This window comes from Acinetobacter sp. XH1741 (assembly GCF_041021895.1).
Classification (GTDB): Bacteria; Pseudomonadota; Gammaproteobacteria; order Pseudomonadales; family Moraxellaceae; genus Acinetobacter.
Map to the genome: position 1 here is coordinate 1,882,157 of NZ_CP157428.1, position 15,895 is coordinate 1,898,051.

14 protein-coding genes are annotated in these 15,895 nt (G+C 37.1%); 5 read left to right on the plus strand and 9 right to left on the minus strand.

The annotated features are described in order from the left end of the window. Window positions 1-45: 45 nt before the first annotated feature. From ABLB96_RS08985 to ABLB96_RS08995, 3 genes are all read left to right on the plus strand, one after another. Window positions 46-738 (plus strand): aspartate/glutamate racemase family protein, encoded by a 693-nt coding sequence (locus tag ABLB96_RS08985; RefSeq protein WP_348897843.1) that lies wholly within the window; start codon window positions 46-48, stop codon window positions 736-738. Between the two features lie 347 nt (window positions 739-1,085). Next, on the plus strand, window positions 1,086-2,435 hold the full coding sequence (locus tag ABLB96_RS08990) for a sorbosone dehydrogenase family protein (RefSeq protein WP_348897844.1): 1,350 nt from the start codon (window positions 1,086-1,088) through the stop codon (window positions 2,433-2,435). A 222-nt stretch (window positions 2,436-2,657) separates the two neighbouring features. Beyond that, window positions 2,658-3,809 carry a sterol desaturase family protein gene (locus ABLB96_RS08995; RefSeq protein ID WP_348897845.1) on the plus strand — a complete coding sequence of 384 codons (1,152 nt, stop codon included), beginning with the start codon at window positions 2,658-2,660 and terminating at the stop codon, window positions 3,807-3,809. Between the two features lie 39 nt (window positions 3,810-3,848). Here the strand turns inward: ABLB96_RS08995 and ABLB96_RS09000 are convergent, their stop codons facing one another. Next, a complete protein-coding gene (locus tag ABLB96_RS09000; protein WP_348897846.1) occupies window positions 3,849-5,051 on the minus strand; it encodes an MFS transporter in 1,203 nt (400 codons plus the stop codon). 133 nt (window positions 5,052-5,184) lie between these two features. On the opposite strand from ABLB96_RS09000, the gene ABLB96_RS09005 reads away from it, so the two are divergent. Both ABLB96_RS09005 and ABLB96_RS09010 read left to right on the plus strand, forming a co-directional pair. Further along, window positions 5,185-5,742, plus strand: coding sequence for a TetR/AcrR family transcriptional regulator C-terminal ligand-binding domain-containing protein (locus tag ABLB96_RS09005; protein WP_348897847.1), 558 nt, complete (start codon window positions 5,185-5,187; stop codon window positions 5,740-5,742). Window positions 5,743-6,226: 484 nt separating this feature from the next. Continuing rightward, a complete protein-coding gene (locus tag ABLB96_RS09010) occupies window positions 6,227-7,525 on the plus strand; it encodes a dicarboxylate/amino acid:cation symporter (RefSeq protein WP_348897848.1) in 1,299 nt (432 codons plus the stop codon). A 237-nt stretch (window positions 7,526-7,762) separates the two neighbouring features. Here the strand turns inward: ABLB96_RS09010 and ABLB96_RS09015 are convergent, their stop codons facing one another. The 8 genes from ABLB96_RS09015 to fis all read right to left on the minus strand — a co-directional run bounded on the left by ABLB96_RS09015 (window position 7,763) and on the right by fis (window position 15,711). Beyond that, a complete protein-coding gene (locus ABLB96_RS09015; RefSeq protein ID WP_000758190.1) occupies window positions 7,763-7,966 on the minus strand; it encodes a hypothetical protein in 204 nt (67 codons plus the stop codon). A 356-nt stretch (window positions 7,967-8,322) separates the two neighbouring features. After that, the gene (gene gloB / locus ABLB96_RS09020; RefSeq protein ID WP_348897849.1) at window positions 8,323-9,054 is read right to left on the minus strand and encodes a hydroxyacylglutathione hydrolase; all 732 of its coding nucleotides are present in this window, start codon (window positions 9,052-9,054) and stop codon (window positions 8,323-8,325) included. 157 nt (window positions 9,055-9,211) lie between these two features. Further along, window positions 9,212-9,907, minus strand: coding sequence for a methionine ABC transporter permease (locus ABLB96_RS09025; protein ID WP_001205190.1), 696 nt, complete (start codon window positions 9,905-9,907; stop codon window positions 9,212-9,214). Next, on the minus strand, window positions 9,904-10,929 hold the full coding sequence (locus ABLB96_RS09030; protein ID WP_348897850.1) for a methionine ABC transporter ATP-binding protein: 1,026 nt from the start codon (window positions 10,927-10,929) through the stop codon (window positions 9,904-9,906). Before ABLB96_RS09030 ends, ABLB96_RS09025 begins: the two co-directional genes overlap by 4 nt. A gap of 75 nt (window positions 10,930-11,004) precedes the next feature. Then, on the minus strand, window positions 11,005-11,877 hold the full coding sequence (locus ABLB96_RS09035) for a MetQ/NlpA family ABC transporter substrate-binding protein (protein ID WP_348897851.1): 873 nt from the start codon (window positions 11,875-11,877) through the stop codon (window positions 11,005-11,007). 489 nt (window positions 11,878-12,366) lie between these two features. After that, on the minus strand, window positions 12,367-13,653 hold the full coding sequence (gene purD, locus ABLB96_RS09040) for a phosphoribosylamine--glycine ligase (RefSeq protein WP_348897852.1): 1,287 nt from the start codon (window positions 13,651-13,653) through the stop codon (window positions 12,367-12,369). Window positions 13,654-13,778: 125 nt separating this feature from the next. Then, the gene (gene purH / locus ABLB96_RS09045; RefSeq protein ID WP_348897853.1) at window positions 13,779-15,353 is read right to left on the minus strand and encodes a bifunctional phosphoribosylaminoimidazolecarboxamide formyltransferase/IMP cyclohydrolase; all 1,575 of its coding nucleotides are present in this window, start codon (window positions 15,351-15,353) and stop codon (window positions 13,779-13,781) included. 88 nt (window positions 15,354-15,441) lie between these two features. Beyond that, window positions 15,442-15,711, minus strand: a complete 270-nt coding sequence (gene fis, locus ABLB96_RS09050; protein WP_001086304.1) for a DNA-binding transcriptional regulator Fis — start codon at window positions 15,709-15,711, stop codon at window positions 15,442-15,444. Between the last annotated feature and the right edge of the window lie 184 nt (window positions 15,712-15,895).

Sequence of the window (15,895 nt, forward strand, 5' to 3'; positions counted from 1 at the left end):
AGCATTGTATCGGTATAAAGAATAGATGAAATAAAAGGACTAAAAATGAAAACGATTGGCTTATTAGGCGGGATGAGTTGGGAATCTACAACGCTTTATTATCAACAAATTAATAAAGCGGTTCAGGACAAATTAGGAAAGTTACATTCAGCTAAAGTCATTTTAAATAGTGTCGATTTTGAAGAAATAGCTGCATTGCAATCGAAAGGTTTATGGCAAGAAGCAGGCGTATATTTAGCAGAGCAGGCGCTAAACTTAGAGAAAGCAGGGGTAGATTGTATAGTGCTATGTACTAACACTATGCATAAAGTTGCCCCTCAAATTGAAGATGCGATTACGGTTCCCTTTATACATATTGCTGATGCCACAGCGAAAGAAATTTTAAGTCAAAACATCCGAAAAGTTGTACTGTTGGGAACAGCTTTCACCATGGAGCAAGACTTTTATAAAGCTAAATTGCAAGAGCATGGAATTGATGTTGTTACTCCAAATGAAGCAGACCGAAAGACAGTCCATCGCATCATTTATGAAGAGCTTTGTTTAGGAGTAATTAATCCGGATTCGCAGCAAAAGTATATTGCTATTGTAGAGAAACTTATAGCCGAAGGAGCTCAAGGTATTATCTTGGGTTGTACTGAAATTTGTATGTTGATTGGTGATGTCAAATTTTCTGTGCCTTTATTTGATACTACCGCCATTCATGTAAAAGAGGCTATAAACTTTGCTTTAGAGGAGTAAAAAACTATAGTTTAGTTATTTCTCTAATTTGGCTGCCGATTTTTAGCACTTAACATTTCATAGAAAATAATTAATTATTAAAAGTACGGGGGGCTTTGGAAAAGCAACATTGATGAGATTACGAAAATTGAAGAAATTCATAATCTATTTTCTTTACTGCATTTTCCTGAGAAAGAATAAAAATTTATTACTTTAAAAATAATAGTGTGAATTCGATCATGTTTCTACTGAAGGATAAGGACGGTTTTTTCAAGCGACAAACAAAAGACTCTATTAAAGTTGCTTGTTTAATTACAGGCATAAATTAACCTATCTCCATGACGACAAAAAATAAATGGTGATAAATCATGACTAAACGTTTTTTACTGCCAGTTTTAGGCACTACGGTTTTAATTACATTAGCTGGATGTGCTTCATCCTCGCAATATCCTATTACTGAGAGTTATGGGCCAGACCCAAAGTTACCTGAACCTAAATCAAGTTTAATCCCTACTGTTAATATTGCACCTGCAGAAGGTTGGCCGAGTGGGGCTATGCCAACACCAGCACAAGGCTTAAAGGTAAAAGCATTTGCTAAAGGGCTTGAGCACCCGCGTTGGCTCTATGTCTTACCAAATGGTGATGTATTGGTGGCCGAAACGGATGCTCCACCTAAACCGGAAGATAGCAAAGGGATTAAAGGCAAGATCATGTCTTTTGTGATGAAGCGAGCAGGTTCATCTCACCCAAGTGCAAATCGTATTAGTTTACTTCGTGATACCAATGGAGATGGAATGGCCGATAAAAAGACGGTTTTCCTTCAAAATTTAAACTCACCATTTGGTATGGCGTTGGTGGGTAATAATTTATATGTTGCCAATACGGATGCACTCATACGTTTCCCTTATCAAGAGGGTGAAACTAAAATTACCACAAGTGGTACGAAAGTATTGGATTTACCGGGCGGCCCTTTAAACCATCACTGGACTAAAAACGTAATTGCTAACCGTGAAGGGACCAAGCTCTACATTACAGTGGGTTCCAATAGTAATGTTGCTGAAAATGGGCTAGATCAAGAAAAAGGCCGTGCACAGATTATAGAGTTTGATATTGCAAGTGGTCAGGCACGCCCATTTGCAACGGGATTGCGTAATCCAAATGGCATGGCTTGGCAGCCTCAAAGCGGTAAACTCTGGACGGTTGTTAATGAGCGTGATGAAATCGGTAGCGATTTAGTGCCAGACTATATGACCTCGGTTCAAGATGGTGCTTTTTATGGTTGGCCCTATAGTTACTATGGTCAACATGTTGACGTACGAGTAAAACCTCAAAACCCTGAAATGGTCGCACGTGCAATTAAACCTGACTATGCACTAGGTAACCATACTGCTTCTTTAGGACTTGCTTTTTATGCCGCTGAATTGATGCCACAATTTAGAGGTGGGGCGTTTATTGGTCAACACGGGTCATGGAATCGTAAACCTCATAGTGGTTATAAGGTGGTTTTTGTCCCATTTAGAAGTGGTCAACCCTCTGGTCCGCCGCAAGATATTTTGACTGGATTTCTCAGTGATAAAGGTAAAGCTTATGGACGACCTGTTGGAGTGGCAATTGATTTCTCGGGAGCTGTATTAGTTGCAGATGATGTCGGTAATACAATTTGGCGAGTTTCACCTGTTGCTGAAACAACTTATGAGACTCCATATAAAAATAAATAGCCTATATTCATTTTATAACTTCATTATTTTTATCTTATTTCCACGTTTTGAAATAGATAAATATTTATAATAACTAATCAATTAATCCTATTTTTTGGTTAATTGATTAGTTTTGTTTATATATCTATTTTTTATAAATAGTTAAATGCAGTTCTTTTACAATTAATAATTAAATTTTGTTAGCATTCGCGGCAGAGACAATAAGAACTGTTGATATAAATTATGACCGACCAATTAAGAGCAAAATTTGAAAATTTAGAACTTAACGCAGGTTTAGGGAAAATTAGTGCCTTTATTTCCATGTCACTTAGCTTACTTTGCTTATTCGGTGCTTTATGTTTTTTATTTCCAAGCGTACTTACAACTCCTGAGCTAAGACCATTTTACGTAAAGCATTATCATCTTTTTTATTATGGCCTCATTACAGGCATAATCATTAGCGCTGGTTTTGGTGCATTTAGTGCGATCATTCGACAAAATCGATATGGTTTTTATGGTTTATGCTTTGCACTTCTGGCGGCAGTATTGGGCTGTGGTGTGATACAGGCTCCTGTCATTCCAAGTGTACCGTTTTATGCGGGCATTGATTATTTTGTACTTACATTGGTCATTTTGGCTTTTATTTTTATTCCTCTTGAAGGCTTTTTTGCAAAAAATCCTGAACAAAAGATCTTAAGGGTGGGATGGGTGACTGACATGAAATATTTCATGGTGAGTCATATTGGCATTCAACTATTTAGCTTTTTAACGGTTATGCCAATTCAGTATTGGATTACGCACCTGCCGAATAATCCAATTGTGCCGTATGTTCAAGCTCAGCCAATTTGGCTGCAATTTATTGAATTGCTCATTGTGGTTGATTTTACAGTGTATTGGTTGCACCGAGCCATGCATGAAGTTAACTTTTTATGGCGTTTTCATGCGATTCACCATTCAACTGAATATATGGATTGGTTAGCATCGTCTCGTTTGCACGTCATTGAAGTATTAATGACTCGTTTTATTGCAACTCTGCCAATTTTCCTTTTAGGGTTTCATACTTCTGCTGTTTTTGCGTATTTAATCTTTATTTCATTCCACGCTATTTTTATTCATTCCAATGTACGTTTTCGTTTTCCATATTTACGTTGGTTTATCGCAACACCAGAATTTCATCATTGGCATCATTCTTCTGAAAAGCCCGCAATTGATAAAAATTACGCTGCTTTTATTCCGCTGTATGATGTTATTTTTAAGACTTTATATATGCCAAATCACTTGGCGAGCGTATATGGTACAGTCGGTTATAAAATTCCAAATAGCTTTGTAAAACAGTTTACATGGCCATTTAAAAAATATGTAAAACGTTTTTTAAAGCGTTGGCGTGATCAGTAATTATAAAAAAAAGCCTCACATGAGGCTTTTTTTATACGGTTATTTATTTTTAAAATTTTTAAAAATCATGAAAAGGGCAACTAGCGATAGTAAGAGAATAAAACAAATATAACCATTTGCTGTATGCATCAGTCCAATCTTGCCAACAAAATAACCCGCTAAAATTGCAGGAATACTAAAGGCCAAATAACTTTCAACGAAAAATGCCGCCATAAGGCCAGCACGTTCTTCTGGAAGGGCTAATGGCATTACACTACGAATGGCACCCATAAACGCTGTACCAAAACCCACACCCGTGATAATAGAACCTAAAAACAGAACGACAGCGCTGGTCAGATTAATTGCTAAAAACAAAACCATCGCACCAATTGTAATGGATAAGGTACCGGTTAATAAAATACGAAAATTTGTCGATTTCCTAAGCGTTAATATGCCTGCTGCACCTGAAAGAGCTAACGCCATAAAGGTAATACCGTTTAGCCATGCAGATGAAGTGTGGAAAATTTTTGCGAGTAAAGAGGGCATAAGTGATAAGAAAAAACCACTGACCATCCAGAGGGCAATATTAATTGGGCTAATACTTAATAAAGCACTTTTTGTTTGCGGAGGAATAGCCATATTCGGCTTTAAAGATACAAGCGCACCCGCTCTTTTTTGTACTGTCTCGGGAGTAAGAAAACTTAAAATGAGTTCACAAATAAGAAGAAAACATAAAAACTCAAAAACAAGCTGCAAGGGGTGAGCAGAGAACTGCAAAATAGAACAGGTCAGAAAAATACCAACGGCCATACCTACCATCGGGGCGATACTATTAATAAGTGAGCCATGAAGCTTACTAAAATCTAAAATTGCTGCACCTATCGCTGAAACAGCAAGACCAGTTGCTATACCTTGTAAGCCTCTTGCGGTATACAACATTGAAACATCTGAAGCAAACAGGAAAAAACTCATTGAAATAATTTGCAGAGAAATGGCTGCAATAATGACTGGGCGACGTCCAATATAGTCAGACAAAGAACCAATAATGAGTAATGAACCCAGCAGTGTAAAAGCATAAGTTGCAAAAATTAGAGTCAATGTGACTGGTGAAAATTGCCAAAGCTGCTGATATAGGCGATACAGTGGTGTAGGTGCACTCGATCCAGCCATAAATGTCATGAGTGTAATCGTATTGAGTGTCAACGCACTTGTTGAGTCTAATTTAAAAACAGACAGTGACTGTTTTGAACTTGAATTGTTCATATAAGACGAATAACATAAAAGCTAATATTTAGCTTTTATACATTATTTTTACATTAAAGCAAATATTTAGCTTTAGTATATTTTGTATATAGATATAACTAAGTTTTTTTTAACACCTTTACAGAGTTTATACATGGCAAAAGTTGTTACTGGATTACGCCCAGGTGGTCGCAGCGAAAGAATACAAACTGTAGTTCATCAAGCTGTAAAAGATTTACAAAAAGATTTTGAGCAAAGCCAAATTACAATTCCAATGATTGCAGCAAAAGCTCGTGTAACACCATCAACTATTTACCGACGTTGGGGTGATATTAACCAGTTATTTTCAGATGTGGCTTTAAATGAACTCAAACCAGATATGGAACCCAAAGATTTAGGTTCATTTGAGCGAGATATCACGGCATGGGTCGAACAATATTTTGAAGAATATGCATCAGAAGTGGGGCAAGATTTATTGCGAGATGTACTCTATACATCAAATTCAGATTCTAATGCCCGTAAATGTGAAACTCTCATTATTCAACAACTCGACATTATTCAAAATCGAGCAAAATTACGTGGTGAAGCCACTATAGCGAATCAAGAGATCATTGAAACTGTCATTGCTCCAATGCTATTTCAAATCTTATTTACCAATCATGAGCTGAGCTTAAATTATGTTCATACTCTATTAAAAAAGTTATTTACTTAAGTTTTGAAAAATATGATTGGGATATTTAAAGAGAAAAATGAATATCTTAAATATGTAAAGAATAAGTAGGCTTTTGTTTTTACTAACAAACTATATATCAATATTTCTTATTATTTAAAAACTAAATTCTCATAATTTACTGTTAACATGTGATTGGTTTTATCATTTATTTTTGAAATGTATGCTTGGGTGGTCTTAAAATTAAAGTGAAATTTATTTTAAACAGAGTTTTATGAATTAAATAGAATAATAAACATGGGTTTATGTGATTTTTTAATAAAATTAATTAAGTTTTATTTTTAGAAAAATTGATAGAAAAGATGATTTCTATACAAAAATACACATGGTTTTTTAATTTAACATTTTTTAAATTTATGACACAGGGTGTTTTTTATTCTTTACAATGACTTCACTTCATTAAAGCAGCTTGTGGTGCGCGCTTTATATTTTATTTTTTTATCCCCACCGAAAAGGTATTTAGATAATGGATTTCAATACCCTTGACCAAGAAACGGTACAGAAAAAACAGAAGTTTCATCAAATTTTGTATGTACAGGTCATTTTTGCAATTATTTTAGGCGTTTTAATTGGTCATTTTTACCCGGAACTTGGTGAAAGCTTAAAACCGCTTGGTGATGCATTTATTAAAATCGTTAAAATGATTATTGCTCCCGTAATCTTTTTGACTGTGGTAACCGGTATAGCCAGCATGACGAACATGAGTCGGGTTGGACGTGTAACCGGTAAAGCAATGCTGTATTTCCTTACTTTCTCTAGTATTGCACTTGTGGTTGGTATGATTGTGGCAAATATCATTCAACCCGGTAAAGGCTTAAATATTGACCCGGCTACTTTAGTCAGTGACAAAGTAAATACTTATGTTGAAAAGGCTCATGCTACCAATATTACTGACTTTTTCATGAATATTATTCCGCAAACATTAGTCAGCCCGCTTGCTGGTGGTGACATTTTGCAGGTCTTATTCGTGGCAGTGTTATTTGGTATTTCTTTGGCTGCATTAGGCGATCGCGCACGTCCAGTCACAGATTTTTTAAATAATTTAACAGCTCCGGTGTTCTATTTAGTGGGCATGTTAATGAAACTTGCTCCGATTGGTGCTTTTGGTGCTATGGCATTTACCATTGGGGCATATGGAATCCAGTCAATCGGTAATTTATTACTGTTAATTATGACGTTCTATATCACGGCTATATTGTTTGTTTTAATCGTTTTGGGCGCTGTGGCTCGTTACAATGGCTTTTCAATTATTGATTTAGTTCGCTATATCAAAGATGAGCTTTGGTTGGTTTTAGGTACAAGTTCATCTGAAGCGGCTTTACCGTCTTTAATGGATAAAATGCAAAAAGCAGGTTGTGAAAAATCTGTGGTGGGCTTAGTTATTCCGACAGGTTACTCGTTCAATCTTGATGGTACCAACATCTATATGACGATGGCTGCTTTATTTATTGCACAAGCATGTAATGTAGATTTATCAATTGGTGAGCAGTTTGCATTACTTTTAGTGGCAATGGTGAGCTCGAAAGGTGCGGCAGGGGTAACGGGTGCGGGCTTCATTACGCTTGCAGCAACTTTATCGGTTGTGCCATCAGTACCTGTTGCCGGTATGGCACTCATTTTAGGTATTGACCGTTTCATGTCGGAATGCCGTGCTTTAACCAACCTAATTGGTAATGCATGTGCAACAATCGTTGTTGCGCGTTGGGACAAAGCTTTGGACAAGGACGTTCTAGATAAAGCATTACGCAAATCAAAAGTGAATTAATTATTTAATTCTAAATAAAAAAACCTGTAGCAATTGGCAATGTTGGGAGAGGTGCCAAGCTACAGGTTTTATTATGTCTGATTAAAATAAATATAATTTAAAAATAACTAAGTGTTGGTGGTTAATTATTGGAAAGCCAATATAAAAATTTTCACAAGTCCATATCTATCTACTTTGTAAAAGCAGAACCTTTAAGTTACCCATACTATAAAACGTATGAGCAAATAGAATCTCAACTTATGCTTTTAAGTGATCCTCAAACTCTTCACCTAACTGCATCGCTAAAGCATTACCTGCCAGATCACAAGTTACTAAACCATATTCTTTTTTAAAACTGAAAGTAAAACCTTTTCCATCGGCAAGGTTTTTAACCGAATACCCTAATTTTTCTAACCAAATACGGAACGCAATTAGATTTTTAGCTTTAACAACCTTTTTCACGTGAGAACTCCTTCTATCCGTGCATTACATCTTATTTATTAATAGGGATTTACTCGGATTTTTTAAAGGGGGAAAACTTTGTTTTATTTTGCAACTTGTAAAAAAAGTAAAATAGATAAACTAATATCCTTCATTTTATAAATTTATTCAGTTTTTATGTAATCAACTTATATATGTTTGAGATATAAATAATTGTTTTTTATATTTATTTTAAAATAACTCAAATAGAGTGAAATTTAAGCAAAACAAGTTCATTTAAAATCAATAAATGTAAAAAATAATTTCAGGAAACATGCTTTATTAAAAAAGATACAGTTCTTAAAATTAAACTGTATCTTGCCATGAAATTTATATAGTTAGAAATTGTCTTTTAAACTACGTAAATGAGCGAACTCTTCTACACTTTCGGCACGTAAAAAGGGATTGGTAGCCAATTCAAGTTCAATACTACTTGGTAAAGTAATTTGACCGTTCTTACGAAGCTCGCGGACCTGTTCAATACGCTCTTGCAAGGCATGATTTTCAGGTTCTACACTCAATGCAAATTCTGCATTAGAGAGCGTGTACTCATGCGTGCAATACACTTTGGTTATAGTGGGAAGAGCAGCAAGTCGATTTAACGAGTGATACATTTGCTCGGCGCTACCTTCAAATAAGCGGCCGCATCCCATAGCAAAAAGAGTATCTCCACAAAATAGGGTATTGAGCTCCTCAATAAAGTACACAATATGGCCTAGGGTATGGCCAGGTGTTGCAATAATCTCTACTTTTAAATCGTTAAATTTTAGGTGGTCATCATGTTGTAGTGGGTGAGTAATGCCCGGAATTTTAGATAATTCATCTCTTGGACCGTATACAGCTATAGCATTGGTCGCCGTTAATTCTGCAACCCCGCCAATATGATCTTTATGCCAATGAGTCAGCCAAATTTGTTTTAACGTTAAATGATGGTTTGTGCAAAATTGAGTAACTAACTCCGCCTCTGTTGGATCAACTGCAACAGCTTCATGAGTTTCAGTATCTTCTAAAATCCAGATATAGTTTTGTAGGGCATTTTGCACATCAATATAATGAATTCTGTAACGCATCGTTTTATCCTGAAACTAAATCTAAAAGCAGTGTTTACGGGCTAATTTTGATAATAACAGAAATTGTGTTGGGCAGTTTGTCTAATAAAATGTCCCATAAACATAAGTCATCTAAAATAAAAAAGCCCTCTTGAAGAGGGCTTTTTAGATAACTGAATTAGCGCATTTTAGCGAGCCAGTTTCCTAACATCTGAACGATTTGTACCAAAAGCAATAATACAATAACCGTTAAAATAACGACGCTTGTATCAAAACGCTGATAACCATAAGAAATTGCCAAGTCACCAATACCACCGGCACCCACCGCACCAGCCATAGCTGTAGCGCCAATAAGGCTAATGGTAGCGGTTGTTAAGTTCAAAATCAGAGAACTACGAGCTTCAGGCAGGATAAAGCGTGAAATAATCTGCCAAGGTGTTGCACCCATTGCTTGAGCAGATTCAATAATGCCTTCATTGACTTCAAGTAGTGAAGTTTCAATAAGACGACCCATATAGGGACCCACGTAAATCGTCAAAGGAACAATCGCTGCCCATGTACCAATTGAAGTACCTACCAATAGTTTGGTTAGTGGAATAACCGCAATAAGTAAAATAATAAATGGCAGAGAGCGTAACGCATTTACAATTGGGTTGAGTAAATGGTAAATGAATTTATTTGGCAAAATACCCTCAGGGCGAGTAACAAGGAGAATAATCCCTTGAATGAAGCCCCAAATACCACCAAATAAAAGCGCAAAGAACACCATATGGAAGGTTTCTTGTAGCGCTGTTACGAACTGGTCAATTGAAAGGGAACTATGCCAGAAAGGTTGAGTAAGTTCAGTTAACCACTGTACGATTAAATCTCTCATACTTGATCTCCTGATTGAACTACACTCACTTCATTTTGTTCTAAAAACTCAATCGCCTGACGAATCAACTGTGGATCACCTAAAAGCTGTACAAACATCTGTCCAATCACGATTCCATTAATCTCAGTCATATTGGCAAATAAGATATTTAAACTAATATCAAACTGTTTAATAAGTGACTGAATTACAGGTTCTTGAGCCGAACGACCTAAGAACTGTAAGCAATAGATGCTGTGGTGATGCTGGTTTTCCAGTTGATTTAAAATATTCACAGGTAACTGTTGATGTAAAACAGTTTGTATGAAGTTTTTAGTCGTTGGATGTTGAGGATTACTAAAGATATCAATTGTTGAGCCTTGTTCAATCACTTTGCCGGCTTCCATAACCGCCACATGATCACATACAGTTTCAATCACATCCATTTCATGAGTCACCATGACGATTGTGATTTTTTGCTCTTGATTGATTTTCTTTAATAACTCTAAAACCGACTTTGTTGTTTGCGGGTCTAGGGCAGAGGTTGCTTCATCACACAAAAGAATTTTAGGATGATTTGCTAAAGCGCGTGCAATACCGACACGTTGTTTCTGACCACCAGATAGTTCATCTGGATAAGCATCTTTTTTATGCTTAAGGTCAATGAATTCAAGTAGTTCATTTAAGCGCTTTTCACGTTCTGCTTTGTTGTAATTGAGCAGACGCATTGGCATCTCAATATTTTCAGCCACTGTTTTGGTTTGAAGCAAATTGAAGTGCTGAAAAATCATGCCAATATTTGCACGTTCCTGACGTAATGAACGCGCATCCAAAGCAGTGAAGTCCTTTTGATTAATGATAACCTGACCTTCATTTGGTCGCTCAAGTAAGTTAATCAGGCGGATTAAAGTACTTTTACCTGCACCACTATAGCCAATAATGCCGAAAATACTGCCTTCAGGAATTTCCAAATTAATTTGGTCCAGTGCACGTATGGTTTGGCCTTTAAGCTGATAGAGCTTTGAAATGTTTTTAAATTGAATCATGTCGTCAAAAACTATGCTAAAAAGAAAAAACAGGCAAAGAGACTTTGCCTGTTTCGCGTTGCGGCTATTATATTACTATTTAGCTTCTGTGAGGTAGCTGATTGGCTGATTCACGTCAACTTTTGTACCACCAAAGTGTTGTTCAACGTATTTTTTAACAGCTTCAGTGTGATAAAGCTTGCCAACCTTCTGAAGAACAGCATCATCTTTACGAGATTCAGCAGTAGCAAGAATATTTACATTCAATTTTGTGCTTTGGTCAACTGGCTCATAATAGATAGAATCTTTAAGCACATTTAAACCGCCTTCTAGTGCCAAAGTATTCCCTAACACAATCGCATCAACTTCGTCTTTTACGCGAACAGCAGTTGCCATTTGAATTGGCTTAATGTCAATTTTTTTGCTGTTGTCGATAATATCGCTTGGTGTGCCTTTAGCAGGGTCAAAGTCAGCTTTAAGTTTGATTAGACCCGCGCTTTGCAAGAGTATCAATGCACGAGCTTCGTTCGCTGCATCATTTGGAATAGCAATGCTTGCGCCTTGTGGGAACTCGTCAACTTTTTTGTACTTGCTAGAGTAAATACCCATTGGTTCAAGATAAGTTGTTGCAACAGGAGCGATCTTATCTTTGTTAGATGCATTAAAAGCAACTAAATATGCATAAGATTGGAATGCATTTAAGTCAACTTCTTTGTTCGCTGCTGCTGTATTCATAGCAACATAATCAGTGAAGTTTTTCACTTCAAGTTTAATGCCGGCAGCTTTAGTTTCCGGTAATGTTGCAATGTAACGCCAAATATCAGCGTCAGAACCAGTTGAAGCAATGACAACAGTTTGTAACTGAGAAGAATCATTACCTTTGCCAGTTTGCGGTTCATTTTGCTGTTTGCCACAAGCTGCAAGTAATAGCACAGACATGCCTAAAAAAAGACTGATCAGCTTTTTCATGTAAAAAAAGTCCTGATTATGAGAGATATCAACAATTCCTGTTGGCTCTCAGCTGGGAAAATTGATGTTGTAAACTTACAAAGCCTTTTAATATCGAATGCAAGTTGCATAAATTTCGATACTTTTCTAAATCTTTGGGCACTTACCTTAACATTTAGATTCGCTTTAAATAAAACTATTTCTCAACAGTTTTATGATAAGTCGCAATTTTTCAAACGTTATATAGGGAAGTACTAAGCGTTAAAAATAGCGATTATTTTTAACGCAATTAGATTAAGTACACTAATACGCTAGAGCACATCACTTTGTTGCAAGTTCCAACGGTTTAACCAATCATATCAATAAAAACATATTCAATATAGTGGACATGTTTCGTTCTTATTAATCAGAAGTGAATAAAAATTGCGATTGATATGAATATTAATGATAAATAAGAACTTAAAATAAAAAAGCCCTCTAAACAGAGAGCTTTTTTATTATTTTAAATTTTTATTGAGCTTTTTCACGAGCAATGGCGCGGTAACCGATGTCACTGCGATATTGCATACCTGTGAAAGTTACTTGTCCGCACACTTCTAAAGCATTGATTTGTGCTTCAAGAACGCTATCACCTAGGGCGGTTACGCAAAGAACACGTCCACCAGAAGTGATGATATGACCATCTTCACGAGTAGAAGTACCAGCATGGAAGATTTTAGTATCTTCTGGTGATTGACCAATACCTGAAATCACATCACCTTTACGTACGCTATCCGGATATCCTTCAGCTGCAAGTACCACACCAATTGATTTGCGCTCATCCCATTCAGCTTCGCTTGGTAAATTGCCAGCAATACCAGCTTCAACCAAGTCTACAAGAGATGATTTTAAACGCATCATGATTGGTTGAGTTTCAGGGTCGCCAAAGCGGCAGTTAAATTCAATTACACGTGGTTGACCTTGTTCATCAATCATTAAGCCCGCGTATAAGAAACCAGTGTAAACATGCCCATCAGCAGCCATACCTTCAACAGTTGGACGCATAATTTCAGACATTACACGATCAAAAACATCAGGAGTCACAACTGGAGCAGGAGAGTAGGCACCCATACCGCCAGTGTTTGGACCTTGGTCACCTTCAAAAATACGTTTGTGATCTTGTGACGTTGCCATTGGTAAAATGTTTTTACCATCAATCATACAAATGAATGAAGCTTCTTCACCAGCAAGGAACTGTTCAATTACAACACGTGAACCAGCATCACCAAATTTATTACCAGCAAGCATGTCATCAATTGCTGCAAAAGCTTCTTCGTTGGTCATTGCAACGATTACGCCTTTACCAGCAGCAAGACCGTCAGCTTTAATAACGATTGGTGCGCCATTTTTTTCAACGTAAGCTTTAGCGGCATCTACTTCGGTAAATACATCATAAAAAGCAGTTGGAATGTTATGACGTTTTAAAAAGTGTTTAGCAAACGCTTTTGAGCCTTCAAGCTGTGCTGCATATTGAGTAGGTCCCCAAATTTTTACACCTGCTTCACGTGCAGCATCTACCACGCCATTCACTAATGGTGCTTCTGGGCCAACAACAACAAGCTCAACATTATTTTCTTTAGCAAAAGCAATAATTGCCGGATTATCTAAAATATCGAGTTGAACGTTTACACATTTTGCTTCCGTTGCAGTTCCAGCATTACCAGGAGCAACAAAAACTTGAGTAACTTTGGTATCTTGCGCGATTTTCCATGCTAACGCATGCTCACGACCACCACTACCTAAAACTAAAATATTCATTTTTAATTTGTTCCTTAACTTTAATCCTTTTTCATCCCCCTCTATTTCTCAAAGTGGAGAGATAGTTCCATTATTGTGGAAAACCCTCCTGAATAAAAGGAGGGTTAGGGAGGACTAAATTTAAATTAGTGGCGGAAATGGCGCATACCAGTGAAGACCATTGCAATACCAGCTTCATCAGCGGCTGCAATAACTTCTTCATCACGCATAGAACCACCTGGTTGGATAATGCATTTAATGCCAGCTTTAGCCGCATTATCAATACCGTCACGGAACGGGAAGAATGCATCAGATGCCATAACAGCGCCTTCAACAACTAAGCCAGCATGTTCAGCTTTAATTGCAGCAATACGCGCTGAGTTAACACGGCTCATTTGACCCGCGCCTACACCAATAGTTTGACGGTTTTTTGCATAAACAATAGCGTTTGATTTTACATATTTCGCAACTTTCCACGCGAAAATAAGGTCATCAATTTCTTGTTCAGTAGGTGCACGTTTAGTCACTACTTTAAGATCATCTTTAGTGATCATGCCCAAGTCCTGGTCTTGAACAAGTAAGCCACCGTTAACGCGTTTGTAGTCAAGTTGTGGTGCACGTGCATCAATTGCAGGTAATTCACCACATACTAATACGCGTACATTTTTCTTCGCACCAGTTACTTCAAGTACGCCATCAGCAATACTTGGAGCAATAATAACTTCAACGAATTGACGTTCTACAATTGCTTGAGCTGTTGCAACATCTAACTCGCGGTTAAATGCAATAATACCGCCGAAAGCAGATTCAGGGTCAGTTGCATAAGCTAAATCGTAAGCAGCTTTAATGCCGTCTAAAGAAACAGCAACACCACAAGGATTTGCATGTTTTACGATTACACAAGCAGGTTTTGCAAATGATTTAACGCATTCAAGAGCAGCATCTGTATCAGCAATATTGTTATAAGACAACTCTTTGCCTTGTAGTTGTTTTGCTGTAGAAACAGAAGCTTCTTTTGCATTTGCTTCAACATAGAAAGCAGCAGATTGGTGCGGGTTTTCACCGTAACGTAAATCTTGTGCTTTATTTAGTTGAGTGTTGAACGTACGTGGGAATAAATCAGCTTCACCTTCGGTCTTGCCAACACGAGCGCCTAAGTAAGAAGCGATCATACCGTCGTATTGAGCTGTATGTTCAAATGCTTTTACCGCTAAATCGAAACGTGTTTCGTAAGAAAGTGAACCAGTAGCTTTTAATTCGCTAATAACTGTATCGTAATCTGAAGCGTTTACCACAATACCTACAGACGCATGGTTTTTAGCAGCAGCACGGACCATTGTTGGGCCACCGATGTCGATGTTTTCGATAGCATCGGCAAGTGAACAGTTCGGTTTAGCTACTGTAGCTGCGAATGGATAGAGGTTAACTACCACTAAATCGATTGGATCGATATCGTGTTCTTGCATAACAGCTTCGTCTAGACCGCGACGAGCCAAAATGCCGCCATGAATTTTTGGATGTAGTGTTTTTACTCGACCATCCATCATTTCAGGGAAACCTGTGTGTTCAGATACTTCAACAACAGCAATATTATTATCTTTAAGCAACTTATATGTGCCGCCTGTAGATAATAATTCTACCCCTAAAGCTGCAAGGTTTTGAGCAAATTCGACAATTCCTGTTTTGTCTGATACAGAAATCAAAGCACGTTTAATAGTCATGATGTTCAAGTCAACAATTTCAAGTCTACGGATTAAAACCAATTAGAAGCATAAAAAAATGCCCACGAAGTCGTGAGCATTTTATCATTTATTCACTCATTAAACCGTGAGCTTTTAACTTTTTGCGTAAAGTGCCGCGGTTTAGTCCGAGAATCTCTGCGGCACGTGTCTGATTACCACGAGTATATTCAAGAACTACAGATAAAAGAGGTTTCTCCATTTCTGCTAGCACCATGTCATAAACCTGAGATGGTTGCTCACCTTGCAATTGTGCAAAATAATGACGAACTGCGCGATCCACGTGGATGCGAAGAGCAACATCAGATTGTGCAGTAAAAATAGGAGATTTGCTATTCATGCGAGTTAATCCGAAAATCAAATACTAGCTTGGGTAAAGTAGTATATAAATGTGGTCTAAAAATACGGAGTCCTGTTTTAGATCCTAAAACAGTGACTCTAAAACATAAGAACAATTAGCTTGCCATATTTCTTCGTATTGAATAAAAAATAAGCGTAACAATAGTTAAATATTTGTTACAGCC